General features: G+C 63.5%; 22 protein-coding genes. 10 read left to right on the top strand and 12 right to left on the bottom strand.

The window, feature by feature from the left end; translation table 11 throughout:
• The first annotated feature begins 417 nt into the window (after positions 1-417).
• Entirely contained in the window at positions 418-4,542 is a 4,125-nt protein-coding gene (locus tag XH84_RS03945) for a VCBS domain-containing protein (RefSeq protein ID WP_245471592.1), read from the top strand.
• A 20-nt stretch (positions 4,543-4,562) separates the two neighbouring features.
• Here XH84_RS03945 and XH84_RS03940 read toward each other — a convergent pair whose 3' ends face one another.
• The 5 genes from XH84_RS03940 to fliL form a co-directional block, all read right to left on the bottom strand.
• Positions 4,563-4,760, bottom strand: a complete 198-nt coding sequence (locus XH84_RS03940) for a hypothetical protein (protein WP_128917947.1) — start codon at positions 4,758-4,760, stop codon at positions 4,563-4,565.
• 592 nt (positions 4,761-5,352) lie between these two features.
• Entirely contained in the window at positions 5,353-6,117 is a 765-nt protein-coding gene (locus tag XH84_RS03930) for a MotE family protein (protein ID WP_128917946.1), read from the bottom strand.
• Positions 6,118-6,126: 9 nt separating this feature from the next.
• Entirely contained in the window at positions 6,127-6,573 is a 447-nt protein-coding gene (locus XH84_RS03925) for a DUF6468 domain-containing protein (RefSeq protein ID WP_128917945.1), read from the bottom strand.
• Positions 6,570-7,772 carry a flagellar motor switch protein FliM gene (gene fliM, locus XH84_RS03920; protein WP_018321852.1) on the bottom strand — a complete coding sequence of 401 codons (1,203 nt, stop codon included), beginning with the start codon at positions 7,770-7,772 and terminating at the stop codon, positions 6,570-6,572. The genes XH84_RS03925 and fliM overlap by 4 nt, the downstream gene beginning before the upstream one ends.
• 30 nt (positions 7,773-7,802) lie before the next feature.
• The gene (gene fliL, locus XH84_RS03915) at positions 7,803-8,303 is read right to left on the bottom strand and encodes a flagellar basal body-associated protein FliL (RefSeq protein ID WP_128917944.1); all 501 of its coding nucleotides are present in this window, start codon (positions 8,301-8,303) and stop codon (positions 7,803-7,805) included.
• A gap of 378 nt (positions 8,304-8,681) precedes the next feature.
• On the opposite strand from fliL, the gene flgF reads away from it, so the two are divergent.
• Genes flgF through flgH form a run of 4 tightly spaced genes read left to right on the top strand, consistent with a single transcriptional unit; the run spans position 8,682 to position 12,163 of the window.
• Positions 8,682-9,443, top strand: a complete 762-nt coding sequence (flgF, locus tag XH84_RS03910) for a flagellar basal-body rod protein FlgF (protein ID WP_128917952.1) — start codon at positions 8,682-8,684, stop codon at positions 9,441-9,443.
• Between the two features lie 16 nt (positions 9,444-9,459).
• Entirely contained in the window at positions 9,460-10,248 is a 789-nt protein-coding gene (flgG, locus tag XH84_RS03905) for a flagellar basal-body rod protein FlgG (protein ID WP_128917943.1), read from the top strand.
• A 10-nt stretch (positions 10,249-10,258) separates the two neighbouring features.
• The gene (gene flgA, locus XH84_RS03900) at positions 10,259-11,398 is read left to right on the top strand and encodes a flagellar basal body P-ring formation chaperone FlgA (RefSeq protein ID WP_164936062.1); all 1,140 of its coding nucleotides are present in this window, start codon (positions 10,259-10,261) and stop codon (positions 11,396-11,398) included.
• Between the two features lie 3 nt (positions 11,399-11,401).
• Positions 11,402-12,163, top strand: a complete 762-nt coding sequence (gene flgH / locus XH84_RS03895; protein WP_128917941.1) for a flagellar basal body L-ring protein FlgH — start codon at positions 11,402-11,404, stop codon at positions 12,161-12,163.
• A gap of 846 nt (positions 12,164-13,009) precedes the next feature.
• Here the strand turns inward: flgH and XH84_RS03885 are convergent.
• From XH84_RS03885 to XH84_RS03875, 3 genes are all read right to left on the bottom strand, one after another.
• Positions 13,010-13,789 carry a 2-keto-4-pentenoate hydratase gene (locus XH84_RS03885; RefSeq protein ID WP_128917940.1) on the bottom strand — a complete coding sequence of 260 codons (780 nt, stop codon included), beginning with the start codon at positions 13,787-13,789 and terminating at the stop codon, positions 13,010-13,012.
• 461 nt (positions 13,790-14,250) lie between these two features.
• On the bottom strand, positions 14,251-14,616 hold the full coding sequence (gene dksA, locus XH84_RS03880) for an RNA polymerase-binding protein DksA (protein ID WP_085966600.1): 366 nt from the start codon (positions 14,614-14,616) through the stop codon (positions 14,251-14,253).
• 217 nt (positions 14,617-14,833) lie between these two features.
• Complete coding sequence (locus tag XH84_RS03875; RefSeq protein ID WP_128917939.1) at positions 14,834-15,445, bottom strand: NAD(P)-dependent oxidoreductase; 612 nt, start codon at positions 15,443-15,445, stop codon at positions 14,834-14,836.
• Positions 15,446-15,594: 149 nt separating this feature from the next.
• Between XH84_RS03875 and XH84_RS03870 the strand changes: the two genes are divergently transcribed.
• Positions 15,595-15,966, top strand: a complete 372-nt coding sequence (locus tag XH84_RS03870; RefSeq protein WP_128917938.1) for a winged helix-turn-helix transcriptional regulator — start codon at positions 15,595-15,597, stop codon at positions 15,964-15,966.
• On the opposite strand, the gene XH84_RS03865 is transcribed toward XH84_RS03870, so the two are convergent.
• Positions 15,933-16,391 (bottom strand): flagellar assembly protein FliX, encoded by a 459-nt coding sequence (locus tag XH84_RS03865; protein ID WP_128917937.1) that lies wholly within the window; start codon positions 16,389-16,391, stop codon positions 15,933-15,935. The genes XH84_RS03870 and XH84_RS03865 overlap by 34 nt on opposite strands.
• Positions 16,392-16,661: 270 nt before the next feature.
• On the opposite strand from XH84_RS03865, the gene XH84_RS03860 reads away from it, so the two are divergent.
• From XH84_RS03860 to XH84_RS03845, 4 genes are all read left to right on the top strand, one after another.
• Complete coding sequence (locus tag XH84_RS03860; RefSeq protein ID WP_128917936.1) at positions 16,662-17,786, top strand: flagellar basal body P-ring protein FlgI; 1,125 nt, start codon at positions 16,662-16,664, stop codon at positions 17,784-17,786.
• A complete protein-coding gene (gene flgJ / locus XH84_RS03855) occupies positions 17,786-18,154 on the top strand; it encodes a flagellar assembly peptidoglycan hydrolase FlgJ (protein ID WP_164936061.1) in 369 nt (122 codons plus the stop codon). Before XH84_RS03860 ends, flgJ begins: the two co-directional genes overlap by 1 nt.
• Positions 18,155-18,165: 11 nt before the next feature.
• Positions 18,166-18,663, top strand: coding sequence for a hypothetical protein (locus tag XH84_RS03850; protein WP_128917934.1), 498 nt, complete (start codon positions 18,166-18,168; stop codon positions 18,661-18,663).
• A 159-nt stretch (positions 18,664-18,822) separates the two neighbouring features.
• On the top strand, positions 18,823-19,182 hold the full coding sequence (locus XH84_RS03845; RefSeq protein WP_128917933.1) for a hypothetical protein: 360 nt from the start codon (positions 18,823-18,825) through the stop codon (positions 19,180-19,182).
• A gap of 152 nt (positions 19,183-19,334) precedes the next feature.
• On the opposite strand, the gene flaF is transcribed toward XH84_RS03845, so the two are convergent.
• The 3 genes from flaF to XH84_RS03830 all read right to left on the bottom strand — a co-directional run.
• Positions 19,335-19,703, bottom strand: coding sequence for a flagellar biosynthesis regulator FlaF (gene flaF, locus XH84_RS03840; protein ID WP_008554779.1), 369 nt, complete (start codon positions 19,701-19,703; stop codon positions 19,335-19,337).
• Positions 19,704-19,997: 294 nt separating this feature from the next.
• Positions 19,998-22,238 (bottom strand): DUF1522 domain-containing protein, encoded by a 2,241-nt coding sequence (locus XH84_RS03835; RefSeq protein WP_128917932.1) that lies wholly within the window; start codon positions 22,236-22,238, stop codon positions 19,998-20,000.
• Between the two features lie 240 nt (positions 22,239-22,478).
• Positions 22,479-23,700 (bottom strand): DUF1522 domain-containing protein (locus XH84_RS03830; RefSeq protein ID WP_128948010.1); only part of this gene is annotated, 1,222 nt, incomplete at its 5' end.

Raw genomic sequence — 23,700 nt, 5'->3', positions numbered from 1 at the left:
CTTTCGTAGGTCTGCACATGCCCTCCCCCTTTCTGAGAAGAACCGGCCGCTATAAGCGGCCCATTTTCTGACCCGCGCAGCGCAACTACAATAAATATAGTTGTTGTTTATTTTTATTAATCGACTTAATTTATATCCGGCGCTTCGCAAACGCCACAGATTAAATACGTCCGGTTTGTCAATTTAATCACATTGGTGGGAGGGGGCACGGCGGGGAATGGCGGTGCCCATCGTTGCCCCCGCGCCATGCATCTCTCTCGATCAGACTTGATTATTTCAGCGGGCGAGCCTTCGGGCTGCCGGCGCCAAGACCTTTTTGCCTTGGCGAGGACCCGAGCATGGCAGCACGCCGATTACACAAGGCGAGGTCGAGCCATGCTAGTTGCATCCGGCATCCAGGTTGATAACGGGGCCGTCATGGCCCTGCCCGTCGAACTCATCGGCCATATTCCGACAGTAATCGGTCGCTGTACGCTTACAGGAGCGAGCGGCATCGCCACACAGGCGGTGGCTGGTGCGCCTATCTACCGGGGCGACGTGCTGGAAACCGATGCCGACGGACAGATCATAATTCGCTTCATCGACGGTACTTTCTTCAATCTCGGCTGCGGCACTCGCGTTGAGCTGAGCGAGTTCGTCTTCGACGCCGAAGGCACGCCACTTGCAGCCCTGTTCGACGTGACCCGAGGAAGCTTCAGTTTCGCACCAGGCCGGCTGGCACAAGCCGGGGCGCTCCAGCTGAATACGCCCATTGCAGGCATTCGCGCCCGGGGGCACGCGGGCGGTTTCGGGATGCTGACGCTTGCAGCATTGACTTTCTCGGCCGCGCAAGACGCCGAGGCGGCGGATCCGGATATCACATTCCTGGATGACGATTCCATCACCTACAAGGACCTTGCGCACGGTGCATTCGAGCTCGTGACCAAGGAGCGGATCCCGCGGCACATCATCGTCGAAGATCCCGGCGAGACGATCGTCATCAAGAAGGTGGGATCAACCATCAGCGTCAACCAGGTCACGAACACGTCCGCTCGCATGGACGAGTTGCGCGCCGCTCAGCAGGACGTGCTCGCCAATCTCACCGACGGGCAAGGTCCACACGGATCGAGCACACCACCCTTTGTCAAATCCCTGTCGCTGCAGCCAATCAATTTCATTCCGTCCGATGCGCCCACGCCGCAGAACCTGCTGGCCCCAGTGTCACCATTCGTTATTCCCGTTTTCGACCCTGTGCCGCCGACGCTCAGCGCCGGAGCGGGGCCAACCGAGCTCGATACGGTGGTGTTTGATACATTCGCTCCGACGAGCGGAGTTTTCGCCGCCAGCAGCACCAGCAGCGGCGCCAAGCTGACCTTTGGTGTCATAGGGGCGGCCGCCGGCGAGACGATCCTCGGCGGAGTGACATACGATCTGTCGAAGCCAAGTCCGTACGGGACGCTCTACGTCAACAGTACGAGCGGCGCCTACACGTTCGTGCCTAACAGCGTCGCGATCAACGCACTGAAGGCGCCCTCGACCGACGATTTCGTCATCACGGTTTCCGACGGCCTCAACTCCGCGAGCAAGACGTTCACAATCGTCATCAACGGTGTCAACGACGCTGCAATCATCTCTGGCGACACGACCGGCTCGACCATCGAGGCTGGCGGCATAGACAATGGAGCGCCCGGCACGCCGATTACGACCGGCACCCTTTCTGATACCGACGTCGACGATCCGCCCAACACGTTCACGGCAGTGAGTTCGCCAACCACCAGCACCGGTGGCTACGGCACCTTCACGATGACAGCGTCCGGCGTGTGGACCTACACTTTGGACAACGCCAATCCCGCCGTGCAGCGGCTCAATGCCGGCGACACGCTCACCGACAGCTTTACGGTGGCCACGATCGGAGGCACCGCCCAAGTGGTGACGATCACGATCCACGGAGCCAGTGACGCCGCGATCATCTCCGGCGCGACGACCGGCGCAGTGGTCGAGGCTGGCGGCCTCGCCAATGCAAACCCCGGCACGCCCACCGCGACCGGCATCCTCACCGACACGGACGTCGACACGACCGCAAATGCTTTCACGGCAGTCGCCGCGCCAACGGTGAGCGCCGCCGGCTACGGCACCTTCACCATGACGGCAGCCGGCGTGTGGACCTATGAGCTCGACAATGTCAACGCTGCAGTGCAGGCGCTCAACACCGGCGAGACACTAACCGATACGTTCACAGTGACCACTCTGGATGGAACTGCCCAAGTCGTGACGGTCACCATCCATGGCACCAACGATGCTGCCATCGTTTCAGGCACCACGGCCGGCTCGGTGACTGAGGCGGGCGGCATCGCCAATGCGACACCCGGCAGCCCGAGCGCAACGGGCACGCTCTCTGCCGCCGACGTCGACAATGCGCCTAATACCTTCACCGCGGTGAGTTCGCCGAGGGCAAGCACGAATGGGTATGGCACTTTTACGTTAACCGCCGCCGGCGTGTGGACCTACACGCTCGACAACGCGAGCGGCGCGGTGCAGGCGCTCAATGTCGGCGGTACGCTCACCGACAGTTTCACTGTCACAACCCTCGACGGCACGCCGCAGGTGGTGACGATCACCATTCAGGGCAGCAACGACGCGGCCCTCATTTCTGGCACCACGACCGGCTCGGTGACCGAGGCAGGAACTTTCTCACCTGGCGCTCCCATCGCGACGGGCACGCTCACCGATACGGACGTCGACAACGTGCCGAACACGTTCACCGCAGTCTCTTCGACAGCAAGCGACGGCGGATACGGCACGTTCACGATGACCGCAGCCGGCGTTTGGACTTACACCCTTGATAACAACAACAGCGTGGTTCAGGCGCTCGACGTCGGCGACACGTTGACCGACACGTTCACGGTAACTGCCATCGACGGTACGACGCAGACGGTGACCGTCGCCATTCATGGCGCCAGCGACGCAGACCCCAACGATTTTGATAACCTGGCCACCGGATCTGCAGTGATCTCCGATCCTCCGAACGTGTATGGAACGCCGGGGAACGAAACCATCGCCGGCGGCGGCGACACAGGTCAGATCATCTACGCGGGAGCGGGCAGCGATACCGTCAACGGCACGGGCAAAGCCGACGTTCTCTATGGCGGCTCAGGCGATGACACCATCAAGGGCAACGATGGGGATGACGTGATCTATGGCGGCTCGGGCAGCGATACAATCAACGGCAACAACGGCAATGACGTCATAACCGGTGGTTTTGGTGCGGATCAACTCACCGGCAGCAATGGCAACGACCGCTTCGCTTATTTGTTCGTGGCCGATTCCAACGCAAACCAGTACGACACCATCACCGACTTCGCCTCGGGGGCTGACAAGATCGACCTGACTGCTTTTGGCGCGCTTGGGTTTGTCATATTGGCCTTGAGCTCAAGCAGTACGGCCGTGCCGGCACATACGATCGCCTGGCTCTATGACAGCGCGGCGAATCAAACGATCGTGTACGTCAATCCGACGGATCAGACCCTGCATGTCGGCGATTCCGGTCTGCTCGAAATTCATTTGCAGGGGGTTGCAACCATCGACGCGTCGGACTTCATCACGGCGCCGGCAGCCGCACCGGTGATGGCGGTAGCCGGCGATCTGCTCGACCTCACCGCAACCGCGCAGGGTGACGCGACCGCCGTGACGACGACCACTTCCGAAGTCTCGTCCGATGTCGGCAGCGGCGACGGCACGCTTCTCGCTGCGGGGAGTTCGACTATTCAATCAACCGACCCGGCCTCCAGCCTCGATCCGAGCTGGGACCCGATCGCAGCGAGCGACTATTCCAGCTTCCCCAGTTCAGACGAGGTGCAAACGCTCGCGATCGAAACGCCCCGCAGCGACGCGGCACCTCCCCCTGCCGCCGCGCTGGCGGTGCTCGTGCAGCACATGGTCACACACACGGAGACCAGCTTTGTCTTCAACAACCTGACCGGGTTCGACGCAGCCACAACGGCTGGCAAAAGCGGCACGATTGCCGCGAGCGGCCAGGTTCCCGACATTCCGATCGCCATGCTGAATTTTGCCCATGACGCTGCCGAACACCACGCCGGGGGCAGGTTTGCGCCGGGGAGCGATACTGATGACGGCACCTTGCCACCGGGAAGCGCCGCCAAGGCGGCTCATGCCCATGGTCATACCGGCGATGAAACGGCAGACACGACGCTCAACCCAAGCCTCCTGAACCCAAGCCTCCTGAAGTCAGCGACCGGCGGCGCCAACCATTTGCCGTCAAGCGAGGCGGAGCAGCACAACCCGTCCCAGGGAGCGTCTGGATCCAAACCTGCCGATCCGCAGCAGCTCGGCGGCTCGTTTCAGTTTATAGATGACGCTTCGCCGGGCTCACTGCACAGCGCAGTGTTGGAACGTCTGTCGGACTTCGTCGGTCAGCACGAGCAGGCTGAGGGATTCCATGGAGCCGAGCTGGCGTTCATGCCTGAAACGTCGCCATCCGATGTTGACCCACCTCACGAGGCAGGAACAGTTCACGGCCATGTGTTGCACGATCTGATCGTATGACGCTCAAGTCGATTGCGTCTTCAGTGTTGCTTGTCGGCGCCTTCCGGCGCCGAGGAGTTCTGCTCGTCGAGGGAAGATCCATCATCGTTGCCGTCGTCAACTTCCGGCGGCGCTGCATGCTGATGGCTTAGGGCGGATGTCCACGCTGATGTCATCGCCGCTATGAGCAGCCGGTTGACGGCCTCAATGACGCGCTCCGCTGCGGACGAGTAGTTCATGACCTCCTCCTGCGCTGCCGATTGCGAACGGCCGAAGCGTAGGACCGCGGCTTGAGCGCAACTGTACGCCACTTCACACCTGCGCGCGTCAACTCATCGCAGTCTCAGAGGGTGCCGCCTGGTTCGACTGCATCCGCCGCGGGAGTTCGATCCGAGTTGCCGGGCGCGTCCTCTCACAACCTTCGGGACGTTGCGGTTCGCGCGCGACTCTGAATCAGATGTGACCTCGGCGATGCGAATCGCATTGGTTAGCTTTTGGGGGTAATCAATGAACGGAGAAGCCGGTTGCATTGTGTGTAGCAGGGCAAGAGCGGTCGTAGCGATCGTTCCGATCGCCAGCGGATATGCCCTGAAAACATTTGAGTGCTCGTGTTGCCATAGCACCCTGCAGCTCGTGACTCGCGTCACAGAGGCGCCGCCGATCAAGCAGCAGGTAGATACTCTTCCTCGGGTGGAGAAGCAGTTGCGCCCGCCTGTTCGCAGGGTGCAACAGGTCTTCGCGAATTAGGCACGCAAGGCCTCTCGCTGGGCTCCAGTCGAACGTCGACGCCACAACGCGTCCGGTCGCGATAGCACTGTTCGCCTCGCGTCCTCAATTCGGCTTTTGCGTCGGCTTGCCGTCGATCTTGGGCAGGTCCGCGGCCGAAGCCGACTGGTCGCCGCCGCCATTGGCGCGGCGGGCCATCTCGACCGTCAGCTTCTCGGCGGCCTCCGACGACATCAGTCCGAGGATGTCCGACATCTTCCGCGGTGCGATGGCCGAGGCGATCTCGATCAGGACGCCCATCTCCAGCCGGTCGAACACCCGTGCGGCGTCCTTGGGCTTCATGCCCTCGTACATGGTCACGAGGCCCTTCATCCGCTGGGCTTCGGCGGCCTTCTGCTCGGACTGCGTCGCGGAGATGCGGGTTTCCACCGCCTTCATTTCCTCGACCTTGCCTTCGATGCGCTTCTCGGCCGATTTGAGCAGGCTTTCGCGGATGTCGATCTCGCGCTGGCGGGCCTCGATCTCCTGGCGACGCGCCTGCAACCGTTCGAGGATCGCGCGCTCGGAGGCCGAGACCTGCGGCTGGGCTTCGTCGACCTTGACCACGGTGCCTTCCGGCTTGGTCTCGGGGGCGGCGGGCTTGGGCGCCTCCTTCGGCTCGCCGTGGGTCGAGCCGGTGATGATCTCCGGTTCCTCGCGGCCGGTCGGGAAATTCAGATTCTCTTGCCCCCAGGATTTCTTGGTCTGGCTCGGCTTGTAGTCGAAGACATAGCCGCCATTGATCACGAGGCCCGCCACCTTCAGCGTGGCGAGGCCCGCGACGGCAACCAGGACGACCGGGATGACGCGGATGTTACGAAAGGATTTCATGCCCTGACTTCATGCGGCAAGACCGTTGGATCGTCGGCGTTCGGAGAAGGCTTCGGCCGCAGCTGCCACAGCCTTCGCGGTCGAGGGCTTGGCCGCGGGCGCGGCAACCGGTTCCGAGGTGGTGACGGGGCGCGCGGCGATCGCGATCTTGGACAGGCGCCGCACCACGTTGTCGGCTTCGCCGAGCTGCTTGTAGAGCTGGTCCGACATCTGTGTCGCTGCGGCGAGCTGGCTGCCGAGGTTCTCGTTGACGTCGCGCACGGCGAGCTTCAGCCCCCCGATCGCGCGCTCGGCGATCTCGGTCGCTGTGATCAGCTCGCCGATCACCGCCTTCAGCGAATGTTCGTCCGCCTTCAGCCGCGTCAGCCGCTTGTTGAGCATGACGCAGTAGACGATCGTCAGCATCAGCAGGATAGCCACCAGCGTCTCGATCGCCATTCCCAGGGAGTGGTTCATGGGGCCTCCATCATCTTGTTCTGCTCGTCCACCTTCTCGAACATCGCAAGTGTCGTACTTGGCTTGCGCAGGGGTTTCGTCACGCGGATCGCGACGCGGTCGCCGACCCGGCCCATCCGCCCTTCGGTCAGCGTGACGTCGCCGCAGCGCACGGTGACGTTGGCGTCGGCGCGCATGTCCAGCGGCAGCGTATCGCCGACCTTGAGCCGCATCAGCTGCTTGAGCGGGATGTCGGCCTCGTAGAGCACGGCATCGACGGCGATCTCGGCCTGCACGATCTCGGTGGCGAAATGGCCTTCCCAGACCGGGTCGCGGCCGAATTTTTCGCCCATGAACATCTGGAGCAGGACGCCCCGGATCGGCTCGATGGTCGCATAAGGCAGCAGGAGTTCGATATTGCCGCCGCGGTCTTCCATGTCGATGCGCAGGCGCACCAGGATCGCGGCATTGGCGGGACGGCTGATCGCGGCGAAACGCGGGTTGGTCTCGAGCCGGTCGATCGTGAAGGTCACCGGCGACAGCGGCCGGAACGCCTGCTCGGCGTCGGCCAGCACCACCTCGACCAGCCGCTTGACCAGCTCGGTCTCGATCGTGGTGTAGGGCCGGCCCTCGATGCGGAGCTGGCTGGTGCCGCGGCGGCCGCCGAGCAGCACGTCGATCATCGAATAGATCAGGTTGGAATCGACCGTCGCCATGCCGAAGTTTTCCCACTCTTCGGCCTTGAAGACGGTGAGGACGGCGGGCAGCGGGATCGAGTTCATGTAGTCGCCGAAACGCACCGAGGTGATGCGGTCGAGCGAGACTTCGACGTTGTCGGAGGTGAAATTGCGCAAGGACGTCGTCATCAGCCGCACCAGGCGGTCGAAGACGATCTCGAGCATCGGCAGACGCTCGTAGGAGACCATCGCCGAATCGATGATGGCGCGAATGCCGGAATGATCGTCGAGCGTGACGTCGCCGACGGTGAAGCCGAGGAGATTGTCGATCTCCTCCTGCGACAGCACCCGCTCGCCGGAGTTCTTGCCGCTTCCGAGATCGCGGCTGCCGTCCTCGACCATGGCCGCCCATTGCAGGGCCATGGTCTCCGACAGCTCGTTTTCGGCGGCAGCCTTTGCGGCCTCCGCGGGATCCTCGGAATCGAGCGACGCCTCCCATTGGGCGGCAATCGCATCCTGGTCCATTTGCTCGTTGCCGGCCATGACGCTAGCCCGTTGCCTCCCGCAGCGCCATCACTGGACCACGACTTCCTTGAACAGCACCGCGCTGACCTGGACCGGGGCGACCGCTGCGTTGACGCGCTTGGTCAATTCCTCCTTGAGGCGGAAGATGCCGGCGGAGCCGTTGAGGTCGGAGGGGCGCAGCTCGCGCACATAGGTCTGGAAGATGTCGGTGACGCGCGGCATCGTCGGCTTGATCGCCTCGATCTGCTTCTCTTCCTTCAGCTCCAGCACGATCTTCAGCCGCAGATATTGCACGCGCTCGCCCGGCGCGCCGGCGAGGTTGACCATCATGTCGGGGACGTCGACGAAGGCCGGCGGCTTCGGCGGTGGGGCGACCTCGGCATGATGCTCCTCGTCACCGTGACGGAAGAAGAAGAACCAGGTCGCAGCGCCGCCGCCGAGGACGGCGAGCAGGCCGACGGCCATGATGATGAGCTTCAGCTTGTTCTTGGGCGGAGCGGCTTCCGCGCCCTCGGCGGCTACGCCGCCTTCCGCTTCATTCTCTGCCATGGTCGCCGCGCCCGGATCTCTCAAAGGGGTCGAAAGAGCGAAGCCTCAAGACAGTGACGCGATACAAATGCCCCGGCGCAACGCGCTCCTCTTCACGGCAAACGCTACGGTAATAATGGTTAACGGAATCTTTCGATCGGGCTTCCGCTAGGAAAAATCTGCCGGGCAGACATGGCTAACAGAACCTTTCTGCCGCCCTCCTGCGCCCCTCGAAATTCGGCAAGACCTTGAAATTGCGAACTTTTCCAGGTTGGCACGGCTTTCGCTCAGAGACGGCCGAGACCGAACGGTTTGGGAGAACCCGATGGCCTCGTTCACGGGGTCCGCCAAGGCGCTTGGGAGAGCGAAATGGCAGATCTCACTCAGGGGAGATTTCCGATGCAGAACGCGCTTCTGATCGGCTTGTCACGGCAGATGACGTTGGAACGGCAGATGGATGTCATCGCCAACAACGTCGCCAATGCCAACACCAACGGCTTCAAGGCCGATCATTCGCTGTTCGAGGAGTTTCTCAACTCGAACGCGCGTGAGGACAATTTCGTCGGCGCCGACCGCCGTGTCTCCTATGTGCAGGACCGCGGCACCTTCCGCGACGTCGGCCCGGGGCCGATGGAGATGACCAAGAACCCGCTCGACATGGCGATCAGCGGCGACGCCTATTTCGCGGTGCAGGTCAATGGCGGCGAGCGCTACACCCGCGACGGCAAGTTCTCGCTCAACTCTACCGGCCAGCTCGTCAACTCCGACGGCAACCTCGTGCTCGGCACCGGCGGCCCGATCACCTTCCAGCCGACCGACCACGACATCAACATCGCCCCCGACGGCACCATCACGGTGCTCGAGGGCACCGCCAAGACCGATTCGATCCGCGGCAAGATCCGCATGGTGTCGTTCGACGATCCGGCCAAGCTGACCAAGCTCGGCGCCAATCTCTATGACACCGGCTCCGCGACCCAGCAGCCCGCCACCAAGTCCACCGTGGAGCAGGGTTACATCGAGAAGTCGAACGTGAATTCGGTCGGCGAGATGACCCGCATGGTCGAGGTCATGCGCAGCTACACCGCCATCGCCAACCTGCTCCAGCAGCAGAGCGACCTCCACAAATCGGCGATCGAGAAGCTCGCCGACGTTCCGGCCTGATTGAGGGAGAACTGAGATGCAGGCACTTCACACCGCAGCGACCGGAATGGCGGCACAGGAACTCAACGTTCAGGTGATCTCCAACAACATCGCCAACCTGCGCACCACCGGCTTCAAGAAGCAGACCGCGGCGTTCCAGGACCTGATCTACGAGCATGTGCGCCGCGTCGGCGCGCAGGCCTCGGACCAGGGCACCATCCTGCCCGTCGGCGTCGATATCGGCGGCGGCGTCAAGACCGTCGGCACGCCGCGCAGCATGACGCAGGGTACCCTGTCGCAGACCGGCAACGACCTCGACCTCGCGATCTCCGGCGAAGGCTTCTTCAAGATCCTGATGCCCGACGGCACCTACCAATACACCCGCGACGGCACCTTCCAGATGGACAATCAGGGCCGCGTCGTCACCGCCCAGGGCAATCCAGTGCAGCCGACGATCACGATCCCGAACAACGCCTCCGGCATCACGGTGAGCGAGCAGGGTCAGGTCTCGGTGACGCTGCCGGGCTCCTCGACCTCCTCGATCGTCGGCCAGATCGGCGTAACGCGCTTCATCAACAAGGCCGGCCTGCAGCCGGTCGGCAGCAACCAGTTCACCGAGACCCCCTCGTCCGGCCCGCCCCAGGACGGCACCGCGAACGGCGAGGGCTACGGCAAGATCACGCAAGGCAGCCTCGAGCAGGCCAATGTCGACGTCGTCTCGGAGATGAGCGACCTGATCGCCGCCCAGCGCGCCTACGAGATGAACGCCAAGGTGATCAGCGCCGCCGACCAGATGATGCAATCGACCACGGCGCTGTTCCGCTGAGGCAATGACGATGATCCGCACCGCCCTCGCCACGATCTCCGCCCTGCTCGCGCTGGCCCTGCCGGCCGCGGCCGCGGACGATTTCATCGCTGCGCCGACGCTGCGCGCGAGCGTCACCGTGACCTCGGACGTGGTGCGGGTCGGCGATCTCATCGACAACGCCGGATCGGCCGCGCTGATCCCGGTCTACCGCTCGCCCGATCTCGGCACCACCGGCGCGCTGCCGGTCGCGCAGGTGCTGTCAGTGCTCCGCGCCAAGCAGGTGATCGGCGTGATGACCGGCGACATCAAGGAGGTCCAGGTCACCCGCCTCGCCCGCACGCTGGCGAGCAAGGATCTGGAAAACGCCGTCGCCTCGGCGCTCGAGCGCCGCTTCGGCCTCGGCGACGCCGCCAACATCGCCGTCACCTTCGACCGCGGAGTCACCGAGATGCGCCTCGATGCCTCCAACAGCGGTGCGATGCAGCCGGTGGCGACCCGCTACGATGCCCGCAGCGGCCGTTTCGATCTCGCTTTCGAGATCGCCAACGACAACAATCCGACCCCGACCAAGCTGCGCTTCTCCGGCACCGCGATCGAGATGGTGGAAGTGGCCGTGCTGACGCGCGACATCGACCGTGCCGATACGCTGAAGTCCTCCGACGTCGCGCTGGAACGCCGGCCGAAGGCCGAGGTCACCGGCGAGCCGGCCTCGCGCGAGCGCAGCGTCGGCATGCAGCTGCGCCGGGCGATGCGAGCAGGCACGCCGCTCCGTGCCGCCGACATCGTCAAGCCCGACTTCGTGGTGCGCGATCAGGCCGTGACCGTTATCTTCCAGGCGCCCGGCCTCTACCTCACCACGCGCGGCAAGGCGATCGAGAGCGGCGCCGAGGGCGACACCGTCAGCGTGCTCAATCTGCAATCCAAGCGCACCCTGACCGGCGTCGTCACCGGCCGCGGCCAGGTGACGATCCAGGGCGCGAGCCAGTCCGCACCGATGGTCCCCGCGGTCGAGCAGACCTCCTCGCTCAAGCGCGATGAAGCGCCGGCCCCCGTCGACACCGCAGCTCTCCTCCGGAACCTGGTGCAGGTCCCCGCGTCGCCGGCCCAGATCGCAGAAGCCCAGATCCCTCAAGCTCGCGTCTCGCAAGCTCAAGCCAAGTCAGAGTAAGTCATGTCCACGTTCAGTTCGGCTTTCCGCCTTCGTCGCATCGCGATCTCTGCCCTGCTGCTGACCTCCTGCGCGCTGGGCGGCTGCTCCTCGATCGACCGCCTATCGCAGATCGGCGAGCAGCCGAAGCTGTCGGCAATCGACAATCCGACGACGCAGCCCGGCTACAAGCCGGTGCAGATGCCGATGCCGAAGCCGGAAGTTGCCTCCTACAATCCGAACTCGCTGTGGCGCAACGGCAGCCGTGCCTTCTTCAAGGACCAGCGCGCCCGCCAGGTCGGCGACCTCCTGACCGTGACCGTCAACATCACGGACAAGGCCAACATCGAGAACGACACCTCGCGCAGCCGCACCAACAAGGAAGATTCGGGAATCACCGACTTCATCGGCGCCAAGACCATCACCCAGGCCAACAAGATCCTGCCCGGCCGCATCCTGACCGCCGACTCGACCTCTTCAAGCGAGGGCAAGGGCAGCGTCGACCGCAAGGAAGCGTTGCAAACCAACGTCGCCGCCGTAGTCACCCAAGTGCTGCCGAACGGCAACCTGGTCGTCGAAGGCAAGCAGGAGATCCGCGTCAACTACGAGATCCGCGAGTTGATCGTGGCCGGCATCGTGCGCCCTGAGGACATCCAGAGCGACAACACCATCGACTCCACCAAAATCGCCCAGGCCCGCATCGCCTATGGCGGCCGCGGCCAGATCATGGACGTGCAGCAACCGCGCTACGGCCAGCAGGTCATGGACGTGCTGCTACCCTTCTAAGCCTCTTCAAGAGCTCCCACATCGTGTTCGCGAACCTAGGCGCGAACGACGATGTACGACGCGGCCTCCGGTAGCTCCCCTGCCGGAGGCCGCATGTATTTTCGGATTTTAGAAATTCTTGTTGACAGGCTCGGGCCACCTCATTATGTTCCCGCTTTGTTCTATCTCACAAGAGGGCGTATCGCGATCGTCACGAACGCGGGATGGGATGCGGTGGCCGCGACGGCGTCGGCGTGCATGGCAGGTTGCAGGGCGGGGAAACCAGTGAGCAGCGACAGGCGCGATACGACACGGCGCTGACAGCGTCTTCGAATGGTCTCGACGGTGAGCGCACGCCAGCCGTGGAGAACCCAGCGAGGACGTGCGCGGACGGAGAAGTCGTGTGGTCCCGACGCCCGGGGTCTGTGCGTCAAGTCTTGCGGTGATGTGGCGGCCAACCGGTGCGCGCATCAGCATTCCCGCAAGGCGACGGGGGGCAATAGTGCATCGCTCCCCGAGGAGAGCACGAAGGACACCGTGAAAACCATCGCGCAGGGAAGGCCGGGCGACCGGCATCACCTGTCGTCCACCCCGTGCGCGCTTCTTGAGCACACGCGGGACCCGGCCTTCCCTGCGCCTTCTTGATCTTCAGGAGGGCAAGAGAACACAGCAAAGCTCGGGCGAAACAGCCGCGAGAATGCAAAGGTGTGTCCGCGAATGGGGGTCTCAAGGAAGAAGTGACACCGCCTCCTCACACTGCGTCATTGCGAGGAGCTCCTGCGACGAAGCAATCCAGGCTGCCGCCGCGGAGAGATTCTGGATTGCTTCGCTACGCTCGCAATGACCGCGGACGGATCCTTGCGCTCCTCACGTAAAGTCCGCCTCCACCGCCCCCAGGCCCTCCAGCTCCATCCGCACCCTGTCGCCGGCCTTCAGCCACAGCGTCTTGACCAGGCTGCCGGTGAGCACGAGTTGCCCCGCGTGCAGCCCCTTGCCTTCGGCGGCGAGATGATTGGCGAGCCAGGCGAGCGCGTTGTGGGGGTGGCCGAGCACGTCGGCGCTGGTGCCGTGGCTGACCTCCTCGCCGTTGAGGATGGCCCGGCCCTTGACCGCCTTAAGGTCCGGCACCGACGAACGCGGAACCGACGGGCCCAGCACGCAGCCAGCGGCGAAGAAATCGTCGGCGATCAGCGTCGGGGCACCCATCGTCTCCCACTTCACGTAGCGGTCGTCGACGATCTCGATGGCGGGATGATAGGCTTCGACCGCCTCGCCGACCCATTCGGCCGTGAATGGCGCCTCGCCGGCGGCAAGGTCCCGCTTCAGGCGCACCGCGATCTCGCATTCGACGCCGACCCGGACATAGTTGGAGGCGGCGAGCTTGGCGCCACTGTCATGAACGCCCTTCTGGAACACGCCGCCGCCGCAGGGGTGCGGGATGCCGATATAGTCCTGCATCACCTGGCTGGTGCAGCCGATCTTGTAACCGACCAGCGGCCCGGCATGCGCCAGCAGCAGATCGTGCAGCGCGCGCTGGACCTGATAGCCCTCGGCCTCATCCATGGGCGGACGTTCCAGCGCCGCGAGCGGCGCATGGTTGCGGCGCGCCAGCGCGATCGCCTTAGCGGCTTCGAGAATCTTATCCATCGGCGCCGCCTCCCACGCTACGCATTCAAGGGCAGCACTTCAGCATTCCCACTCCGGCCTGACAAGCGCGAGCGACGGGCCGATTACGGCCCCTCGCCCGCGCTTAAGGAAATGTTGAGCTGGTCCAGGCTTTATGGAGATGCGCCTTGTGGCCTCACAAGCAGCGCGCGAGGCATGATTACAGCAATGCTTGATGCGGCTGTATCGGCGTCTCAACAGTCGAGTCGATCCTGTTGATGCGACTCGCAAAACCTCCCGCACCTGAAGTGAAGGCTGTTTCTCATCCGAACTCACGTGAGCTCGGAGGAATCGAGTCTAGGTCCTTGATCGCGATTCACTTTTCGCGATCGCGCCCAACGCCGATGATGCGCAGCTGCAAGCGCAAGGCAAAACCAAGCGCGGTGCGAAACAGCGCACCTCACGCCACAAAACAAAAGAGCCGCATCTCTGCGGCTCCGTCTCTATTCGTCGCGATAGACCTTCTCGCGTTTCTCGTGGCGCTCCTGCGCTTCCACCGAGAGCGTCGCGATGGGCCGGGCCTCGAGCCGCTTCAACGAGATCGGCTCGCCGGTTTCCTCGCAATAGCCGTAGGTGTTGTCCTCGATGCGCTGGAGCGCGGCGTCGATCTTGGCGATCAACTTGCGCTGGCGGTCGCGGGCACGGAGTTCGATGGCGCGGTCGGTTTCGGACGATGCCCGATCGGCGAGATCGGGGTGGTTGACGTTTTCCTCCTGCAAAGCTTGCAGCGTCAGCTTGGACTCTTTGAGGATTTCGTCCTTCCAGGCGAGGAGCTTCAAACGGAAGTACTCCTTCTGCCGGTCGTTCATGAAAGGCTCTTTGTCGGTCGGTCGGTAGTTTTTCAACTTTTCCAAGGGCGGCCTATCTGTCTAAGCAACGACTCGCAACGGAAACAGGGTCCGTTGAACCGGGCCTTATATAGTGGCCTCCTGTGACAGACAATATTTCCCTGAGAGTCTGGCCGGTACCCCCAAGCCCTTGCACAGGAACGTTTATCCTGGAGGGCCCGGGGGCGGCCGAAGGCGCCTAGTAGCCGACCGTGAAGCGCTGCCTCAGATGGGCCGGGCGCTCGATCTCATCGGCGAGCGCAATGGCATAGTCAGCGAAAGTGATCCAGCTCTTGCCGTTCGCATCTGCGAGAAGCTGATCGGTCCCGAGCCGGAACTTGCCCGTGCGTTCCCCCTCGACGAACAGCGCGGACGGCGAAATGAAGGTCCAGTTCAGCTCCTTGTCCTGCCGCAACAGGTCGAGGAAGGCCGAGCCTGCCTCGGCTTCCGCCTTGTACTGGGCTGGAAAATTGGGAGTCGTGACCAGCTTCACCCCCGGCGCGACCTCAAGGCTGCCGGCACCGCCGACCACGAGGTAACGACCAACCTTGGCGTCCTTCGCCGCGCCAATCAGCTTGCGCGCGTCGCTGGCCAGAAAGTGCACGGAACTCACGGCGACGTCCTGGCCGGCCCACAGCTTGGCGAGGCCGGCCTGGTCGAGCACATCTCCCTTGGTCGGCGTGACGTTGGGCAGGGCCGCGATCTTCTCGGGGTTCCGGGCGATGGCGGTGACCGCGTGGCCGCGGCGCGACAGTTCCTTGGTGATTTCCGATCCGGCCCGGCCCGAGGCGCCGGCGAGTGCGATTTTCATGGAAGGCTCCTTTGCTCCTATGGTAACTAATGGAGACTAGATATCGCAAAGAATGCTGGTGTTAAGAGAGCACTTTGTGCTTACCTGATTACGCGAGGGTAACCTCCCCTCGTACGACGAGCGACGAACATGGATTGCGAGGACCGACGATGAAACCCGACGTCTATGCAGCGAACTGCCCCACCCGCCAAATCCTCGATCGGGTCGGCGACAAATGGGCGGTGCTGATCCTCCTGCTGCTGCGCGAGGAGCCGATGCGTTTCAATCAGTTGCGCCGTACGATCGAAGGCATTTCGCAGAAGATGCTGAGCCAGGTTCTCAAATCGCTCGAACGCGACGGCCTGCTCAAGCGCCATGCTATCGCGACCGTCCCTGTGACGGTGGAGTATTCGATCACGCAGCTCGGGTTGACGCTCGCCGGCGCGGTCGATCCGCTGCGCGATTGGGCCGAGCAGAATCTGAAAGACGTTCTCGCCGCCCAGCGCCGCTACGACGCCCAGCAGAAGGAGGAAGCGGCGTAGTTGGGCGGATGATTACCCTGACCGGCCTTCGCCAGCTCGACCTCGACGCGCAGCTCGATCTCGGCCAGCACCGCATCGAGACCGGCATCGCCCGAGGACGATTTCAGGTTCGCGGCGGCATCCCGCAGCCGCATCACGGTCGCGGTGTCGAGGCTGCCGGACAACAGGCCCATCTTGAGATCGTCGAGCACGTCGAGCGCAGTCCTGCCGCGAGCGACCGAGCGCTTGCGACGCTCGACCGGATCCTCCTCGACACCTTGCAGGGCAAGCAGCCCATCGATGTTGGCGGCGGCCTTCGGTGCGGCAGCGCTCCGGGTCTCCTGCGCCGACGAGGTGTCGGGCAGCACGAAGGTGCCGGAGCCGGTCCGCGTGGCCTGACTGGCCGGCGTTCCAAGCGTGGTGCCATTCGGTCCGTAGATGCGCATCGGAGGGAATCCGGGTGATCGATGCCGTCACCTTCGCTGTCTTATGGTTAACGGCGCGTAAACAGCCCGGCAAAATCTGCCGACAGGCGGCAGTTTCGCTCCTCAGGGCGAACGCCGGCTGACACCGGTCGAAACAGATTTATTCAACCTATTCAGCCACCTACCTCGCTCACCCCGGGTTGGCACAGCCCTCGCAAGGACAGCGTCGGACCAGCTCGTCATGGGAGTGTCGTGCAGGTTTTCCGATCTAAGTGGCCTCGGGGAGCAGAGATGCCAGGCGTTCGTTGGGTGAGGATGGTTGGGGTGGCCTGCGCGGCGCTGTCGGCGCTGGCGCTGTCGGTCGCACCGGCGGCTGCGACCTCGCGCATCAAGGATCTCGCCAACATCGAAGGCGTGCGACAGAACCAGCTCATCGGCTATGGCCTCGTCGTCGGCCTCAACGGCACCGGCGACACGCTTAACAACATCCCCTTCACCAAGCAGTCGCTGCAGGCGATGCTCGAGCGCATGGGCGTCAACATCCGCGGCGCCACCATCCGTACCGGCAACGTCGCCGCCGTGATGGTGACGGGCAATCTGCCGGCCTTTGCCACGCAGGGTACGCGCATGGACGTCACCGTCTCCGCGCTCGGCGACGCCAAGAATCTCCAGGGCGGCACCCTCCTCGTCACCCCCCTGTTAGGTGCCGATGGCAACGTCTACGCGGTGGCGCAGGGCTCGCTCGCGATCTCCGGCTTCCAGGCCGAGGGCGAGGCGGCCAAGATCGTGCGCGGCGTTCCGACCGTGGGACGGATCGCCAACGGCGCCATCATCGAGCGCGAGATCGAATTCGCGCTCAATCGCCTGCCGAACGTGCGCCTGGCGCTGCGCAACGCCGACTTCACCACCGCCAAGCGCATCGCGGCCGCCGTCAACGACTATCTCGGCGTCAAGACCGCCGAGCCGATCGACCCCTCCACGGTGCAGCTCTCGATCCCGCCGGAGTTCAAGGGCAACGTCGTCGCATTCCTCACTGAGATCGAGCAGCTGCAGGTCGACCCAGATCTCGCCGCCAAGATCGTCATCGACGAGCGTAGCGGCATCATCGTGATGGGCCGCGACGTCCGCGTCGCCACCGTCGCGGTGGCGCAGGGCAACCTCACCGTCACCATCTCCGAGAGCCCGCAGGTCAGCCAGCCCAATCCGCTGTCGCGCGGCCGCACCGTGGTCGCGCCGCGTAGCGCCGTCACCGTCACCGAGGACGGCAAGAAGCTGGCCCTCGTCAAGGACGGCGTCTCGCTCCAGCAGCTCGTCGACGGCCTCAACGGCCTCGGCATCGGCCCGCGCGACATGATCAGTATCCTCCAGGCGATCAAGGCCGCCGGCGCGATCGAAGCCGACATCGAGGTGATGTGATGCAGACCAGCGCGATCAACACTCCGCGCGTCGCCAACTCCTCGGCCTTTTCGGTCGAGAGCCGCAACGGCCGGCCCGATTTCGACCTCGCTGCCGCGCTGCAAAAGGTCTCGCCGCAACAGCGGGCCAACGCGCAGAAGACCGCCACCGACTTCGAGGCGATGTTCCTCAACAGCATGTTCTCGCAGATGACCTCGGGCCTGAAGGGCGAAGGCCCGTTCGGCGACACGCCCGGCACCGGCGTGTGGCGCTCGATGCTGACCGAGCAATATTCCAACAACTTCGCCAAGGCCGGCGGGGTCGGCGTCGCCACCGAAGTCTACCGCACCCTCATCATGCAGCAGGCGAAAACGATCCGCACGGCATAAGGTCAAACGACATGAACCACTTCAACGCCTCACGTCAGCCGATGCAGGCCCAACGCCCGAACACTGCGCCCGGCAGCGCCGAGGCGCGCAAGCTCGCCGAAGGCCTGATGGATACGATGAGCGCCCTGCTCGGACTGATCGAGCGCGAGACCGAGCTCGTTCGCGCCGGCAAGGTCCGCGAGGCGATGACGCTCAAGAGCAAGAAGCAGGAGCTGTCGCGAAACTATGTCGGCGCCGTCAGCCAGTTGAAGGCGAGCCAGGCGCAGCTCGCGAAATCCGCCCCGGAGCTGCTCTCGACGCTGCACCGCCACCACGATGCATTCCGCGCGATGCTCCAGGTCAATCTCACCGTGCTCGCGACCGCGCACGCCGTTTCCGAAAGCGTTGTGCGCGGCGTCAATGCCGAGATCCAGAAGCGCAACGTGCCGAACACCTATACGGCCGCAGGTCGCCGCGCAGCTCCAGGCCCGCGCCACATCACGCCGCTCGCGGTCAGCCGCTCGCTCTGAGCGCGCACGAGAACAACCGACAATTTTACGAAAAACCGCGAGGCGATTTCGTCGCGCGGTTAGGCACGTTTCCTTACCGGGTCTTCAGTCCTGGTGTTCCATGGTTGCGTTATTAGAGGGGTTGGGATTTGACTCAATCAAGGCAACCAGGAGGCTGCCATGAGTACAGATTTCAGCATCAGGCCGGTGGGGATCCCGGCTCCCGTGCAGATCGTAACGACGTCCAATGCGGCGGCGAACGAGGCTGTGCAGACTGATCTTCCGGTGAGCCAGACGGTCGCCGCGGCGGATACGAGCGCGCCCGTGCGCAATGATCTGTCGAACCACCAGAACATCTCGCGCCAGGTCGTGTTCGACCAGGCGGCCGCATCCTTTGTCTTCCAGGTCGTCAACGACAGGACCGACGCAGTGGTCAACCAGTTCCCCGACGAGGCGATGCTGCGACGGCGGGCCTATTTCCATGCATTGGATATGAAGTCCGAGCCCTCGCGTCCGCTCAGCACGGACGTCAGTGCCTGACGATCATGTATCGGGATCCTGGGATCGGTGACGAAGTCTTGCTCCCCGTCTAACCAGCACCGATCAGCGTGAGATTCGCATTGCCGATGCAAAACGACGAGTCATGATCGGCACCTGCCGTTCTTGGGATGTCGCCGCTGTGACGGCGACCGTCACGGCCGTCCGGACAGACCCGCTGCGATATTGCGGTTGATCTCGATCAGCGGACGGAAGTGATCGAATTGCGGGCTCATCTGGAGCGCGGCGGTCTGGCTCAGCACGAACACGCTGATGTTGGCGATCTTCTGCCGGACGTCGATCGGCTGCGGGTTGTTGTCGCGCATCGCTTCGCTCAAGAAGATGGTCCAGAGCTTGCGGTTGAACATCAGGGCCTGCATGGTCTGCTCGCTGAGCGGATCGGCGTTGTTCACCGCATCCTGGAGCTTGTTCGCGGCCTTGAGCAGGGTCTGCGCCTCGATGTCGCGAGGAGATGCGGTGGTCGTTGCAACACGCGCATAAGCCGAGGCAGCGGAATTCGACATCAATCACACCCTGGAGGTTACCTAGCGCGTTGTACGCGCTTAAGGATTTCTTTCCCAACCCTAGGCAGCACCGCTTAAGATTTGCTTACATGTGCGCTTGGAAGCACTCCGCATTATTACGGGCCGCAGAGTGCTTCATGAGCTCGAGGATAAATGCACGAGACGCAAGCTGTAAACTTGCACCGCATCATGTGCACCGATCTCAGCTAATCCGGTCTTAGCGAACTCCCTCAAAAGAACGACGGAGCATTAGCCCCGCCGTTCTTTCTCCAGATTCCATTCTGCGCTTTCGAATTAGCGGAGCAGCTGGAGCACACTCTGCTGCGACTGGTTGGCCAGCGACAATGCGGAGACCGCGATCGACTGACGGGTCGACAGCGCCTGGCTGTTGGCCGCTTCCTCATTGGTGTCGGCGAGCGTCAGGTTGGAGGAGCCGGTCTGCAGCACGTTGATCAGATTCTTGGAGAAGTCCTGACGCACCTGCACGATCGAGAGGTTCGAGCCGAGCGCCGAGCCTTCCGAGCGCAGCGTGCTCGAGGCGGCATTGAGGCTGGCGAGCACCTTGTTGGTCGCGCCGTTGTCGATGAAGTCGACGCCGTTGACGAGGTTGCTGAGGCCGAGGCCCGCCGCGTTGAATACCACGCCATTGATGCTGAGCGTGGAAGAGCCGGTTTCGTTGAACACGAGCTTGAGCGTATCGCCATTGAGCAGGTTGACGCCGTTGAACGAAGCGTCCTGCGAGGTGGTGTCGATCTGCGCCAGGATGTTGTTAAACTGGTTGACCAGATTGGAGCGCGCCGTTTGCGCCACGGGATCCTGGATCGGTGGCTGCGCCGTGGTGAAGGCGACCGTGCCGGTGATCGTGCCGCCGACGACGCCGCCGGCGGTGACGGAGCCGAGGGTCGAGGATGCGTATTCGTTGACGGTGGTGATCGTAAGCACGCCGTTAGCGTCGATCGTCGCGGTCAGGTGGTTGGCCTGAAGCTGGTTATTGAGCTGATCGAGCGTCTTGACCGTGCCGTTGGTGCCGTCGCCGAAGGTGACGTTCACTGGCGTGCCGCCGTTGAAGGAGGTGAAGGTCAGCGTCTTGCCGGAAATGCTGCCCGGACCTGGCGAACGGCCCGCGGTAAAGGCTGTTCCCGTGCCAGTCGGACCGGTCAGGCCGAATGCGGACAGCGCGTTGCCCGTTCCAGTGATCGACAGATCCGCCGCCGTGCCGGTGCTGAGCTTGAGAGCTCCGTTGACGACAGTGGACAAGGATGAACCGCTGGCGGCGGCTACGGCGCCGCCGCTGACGATGCCGGCGCCCGAGGCCAGGTCGATCGCATTCAGCGAATCCTGAACGGACGCTCCCTGCAGATAGACGACGGAGTTGCCGTTATTGTCCGTCACGATGTTGCCGATCTTGGTCGACCCCGTCGGAGCGGCAGCAGGGACGGCCGCATTCTTGAAGCTGACCGTCTTGCCATCGACGTTAAGTGTCGAGCCGTCCTGAACCAGCGTGCCCAACGTCGTCGAGCTCGTGAGACGAGCCTTGGTCACATTGACGTTGCCGGAGCCGGTCGCGGTCGTCAGACCGAGCGCCTTGAGGAAGTCAGCCTTGCCGGTGACACTGAGGTCGGCGCCCGTGCCGGTCGTAAGGGTGAGCTGACCGGCGGCAATGGAGGCCACAGCGCCCGACGAGAGCGACAACGTCGCGGTGCCGCCGGTGATCGCCGCCTTTTGCACGCCGCTCGCGAGATCGATCGCGTCCATCACATCCTGGACGGTCGCAGCAGGAGCAGCGCTTGTCCCGAGGTAAACGGTCGAATTGCCATTGCCGTCGGTGACGACGTTGTTGTTGCGGCCTGAGCCGGCGGGAACACTGGCCGCCGCAGGCGCAGAGCCGGCCCTGAACGTGATGGTCTTGCCGTCGACGATGAGCACATCGCCGTCCGTGGGCGCGCCATTTGTGGCGATGGTGCTGGCACTGGGCGTCCCGAGCAGAGTGAGGGTTGGGGCAAGGCTTGCAGCAGTGCCAGCGCCATCGGGGGCGGCGTTACCGGTAAGGGACTGCGAAATACCACCGAGCGTAGTCGCACTGGTTATCGGAGTCGTACCTCCAGCAGTACCGTTAGTGACGACATTGCCGGTCGCCGTTGCGTAGGTATAGCTCGTGGTGCCGCGCAGGTCCGCCGGCGTCGCGCCGGGAATCGTGGTCGAGATGTTCGACTTGGTCGAGTACCCGACCGTGGTCTGGAGAGCCTGGTTGGCGATCGACTTGGCGCTGTCGATCAGCTTTTGCAGCGAAGTGATGCCGGTGTTGGCCGCTTGCAGCACCTGCACACCATTGTTGATGCCGTCGAGCAGGTTGCTGATGTCGCTGGCCCGGTTGTCCAACCCCTGCGCGGTGAAGAAATTGGTCGGATTGTCCAGCGCCGTGTTCACCTTCTTTCCAGTCGAGAGGCGGGATTGGGTGGTGGCGAGCAGGTCGGCCGTTGATTGCAGCGACAACAGGTTCTGGCGAACCGACGCCGAGAGAACGATGTTGGACATTGGCGGTCTTCCTCTTGAACCGGATACGAATCGGGCTCGCCGATCTGGAAAGCGGGCTTTTGTCCAGTCTTAGAGGCTGTCCTTTAAAGTATGGTTAACGACGGTTTAAGGGATAGGGTTAATGCCGGGTTAGCGTCCCTTCCCCGCCTGGAAGCGGGATCTGCACGTTCCCGGCACACGCAAAAAGGCGGCGGGGCCGTAGCCCCGCCGCCGTATTTCCATTGTGACTTCCGTTGCTTATTAGCGGAGCAGCTGGAGCACGCTCTGCTGCGACGTGTTGGCCAGCGACAGCGCGGAAACCGCGATCGACTGGCGGGTCGACAACGCCTGGCTGTTGGCCGCTTCCTCGTTGGTGTCGGCCAGCGTCAGGTTGGACGAACCAGTCTGCAGCACGTTGATCAGGTTCTTGTTGAAGTCCTGACGCACCTGCACAACCGAGAGATTCGAACCGAGCGTGGAGGCTTCCGACCGCAGCGTGCTCGAGGCCGCGTTCAGGCTGGTCAGCACCTTGTTGGTTGCAGCGTTGTCAATGAAGTCTGTTCCCTGCAACAGCCCCGCAAGACCCAGACCCTTCGAGTTGAAGGTCACGCCGGTGATGCTCAGGCTCGACTTCGCAGTCTCGTCGAACACGAGCTTGAGCTGGTCGCCGTTGAGCAGGTTGACGCCGTTGAAGGACGAGTCGACCGAAGTCGTGTCAATCTGCGACATGATATTGTTGTACTGGGCGACCAGGTTGGAACGGGTCGCCTGGGCAACAGCATCCACTGTCGGCGTGGTCGCGTTCGTCCAGGTCAGTGCCGCGGTGATCGTGCCGCCGATCGCGCCACCAGCGACGGCCGAACCGATCGTCGATGAGGCGTAGTCGTTGGTCGCGGAGATGGTAAGCAGGCCATTGGCGTCGATCGTAGCAGCAAGATTGTTCGCCTGAAGCCTGGTGTTGAGCTGATCGAGCGTCTTGACGGTGCCGTTGGTGCCGTCGCCGAAGGTAACATTGACCGCCGTGCCGCCGTTGAAGGAAGCGAACGTCAAGGTCTTGCCCGAGATGCTGCCGGAGGCCGCGCTGCGGCTCGCCGTGAAGGCGGTGCCGGTGCCGGTCGAACCGGTGAGCCCGAGCGAGGACAACGCATTGCCCGAGCCAGTGATCGACAGGTCCGCGTTCGCACCGGTCGAGATGTGGAGAGCACCGGCCACGATCGAGGACGCGGTCTGGCCGCTGGCCGTCGCCGGGGTCGCAGCACCCGAAGCGATGGTCGCGGTCTGCACGCCAGTGGCGAGATCGATCGCGGTCAGGATGTCGGCGACGGTACCCTTGTTCAGGTAGACGGTCGAATTGCCGCTGCCATCGGTGACGACGTTGCCGGTGACGCCAGATCCGGTCGCCACGTTCGCAGCAGCCGGCGTACCACCGTTCTTGAACGTGATGGTCTTGCCGTTGACGTTCAGCGTCGAGCCGTCGGTGATC

The sequence above is a fragment of the Bradyrhizobium nanningense genome (genome assembly GCF_004114535.1).
GTDB lineage: Bacteria > Pseudomonadota > Alphaproteobacteria > Rhizobiales > Xanthobacteraceae > Bradyrhizobium > Bradyrhizobium nanningense.
This window is presented reverse-complemented; position numbering and strand designations above follow the sequence as displayed.

Coding starts and splice junctions, on each gene's coding strand:
- flgF (WP_128917952.1), top strand. CDS start 8,682: ATGCAGAACGCGCTTCTGATCGGCTTGTCACGGCAGATGACGTTGGAA.
- flgG (WP_128917943.1), top strand. CDS start 9,460: ATGCAGGCACTTCACACCGCAGCGACCGGAATGGCGGCACAGGAACTC.
- XH84_RS03865 (WP_128917937.1), bottom strand. CDS start 16,391: ATGCGCATCTACGGACCGAATGGCACCACGCTTGGAACGCCGGCCAGT.
- flgJ (WP_164936061.1), top strand. CDS start 17,786: ATGCAGACCAGCGCGATCAACACTCCGCGCGTCGCCAACTCCTCGGCC.
- flgH (WP_128917941.1), top strand. CDS start 11,402: ATGTCCACGTTCAGTTCGGCTTTCCGCCTTCGTCGCATCGCGATCTCT.
- XH84_RS03835 (WP_128917932.1), bottom strand. CDS start 22,238: ATGTCCAACATCGTTCTCTCGGCGTCGGTTCGCCAGAACCTGTTGTCG.
- flaF (WP_008554779.1), bottom strand. CDS start 19,703: ATGTCGAATTCCGCTGCCTCGGCTTATGCGCGTGTTGCAACGACCACC.
- XH84_RS03870 (WP_128917938.1), top strand. CDS start 15,595: ATGAAACCCGACGTCTATGCAGCGAACTGCCCCACCCGCCAAATCCTC.
- dksA (WP_085966600.1), bottom strand. CDS start 14,616: ATGAACGACCGGCAGAAGGAGTACTTCCGTTTGAAGCTCCTCGCCTGG.
- XH84_RS03885 (WP_128917940.1), bottom strand. CDS start 13,789: ATGGATAAGATTCTCGAAGCCGCTAAGGCGATCGCGCTGGCGCGCCGC.
- fliM (WP_018321852.1), bottom strand. CDS start 7,772: ATGGCCGGCAACGAGCAAATGGACCAGGATGCGATTGCCGCCCAATGG.
- flgA (WP_164936062.1), top strand. CDS start 10,259: ATGATCCGCACCGCCCTCGCCACGATCTCCGCCCTGCTCGCGCTGGCC.
- XH84_RS03845 (WP_128917933.1), top strand. CDS start 18,823: ATGAGTACAGATTTCAGCATCAGGCCGGTGGGGATCCCGGCTCCCGTG.
- XH84_RS03860 (WP_128917936.1), top strand. CDS start 16,662: ATGCCAGGCGTTCGTTGGGTGAGGATGGTTGGGGTGGCCTGCGCGGCG.
- XH84_RS03925 (WP_128917945.1), bottom strand. CDS start 6,573: ATGAACCACTCCCTGGGAATGGCGATCGAGACGCTGGTGGCTATCCTG.
- XH84_RS03875 (WP_128917939.1), bottom strand. CDS start 15,445: ATGAAAATCGCACTCGCCGGCGCCTCGGGCCGGGCCGGATCGGAAATC.
- XH84_RS03945 (WP_245471592.1), top strand. CDS start 418: ATGGCCCTGCCCGTCGAACTCATCGGCCATATTCCGACAGTAATCGGT.
- XH84_RS03940 (WP_128917947.1), bottom strand. CDS start 4,760: ATGAACTACTCGTCCGCAGCGGAGCGCGTCATTGAGGCCGTCAACCGG.
- XH84_RS03850 (WP_128917934.1), top strand. CDS start 18,166: ATGAACCACTTCAACGCCTCACGTCAGCCGATGCAGGCCCAACGCCCG.
- fliL (WP_128917944.1), bottom strand. CDS start 8,303: ATGGCAGAGAATGAAGCGGAAGGCGGCGTAGCCGCCGAGGGCGCGGAA.
- XH84_RS03930 (WP_128917946.1), bottom strand. CDS start 6,117: ATGAAATCCTTTCGTAACATCCGCGTCATCCCGGTCGTCCTGGTTGCC.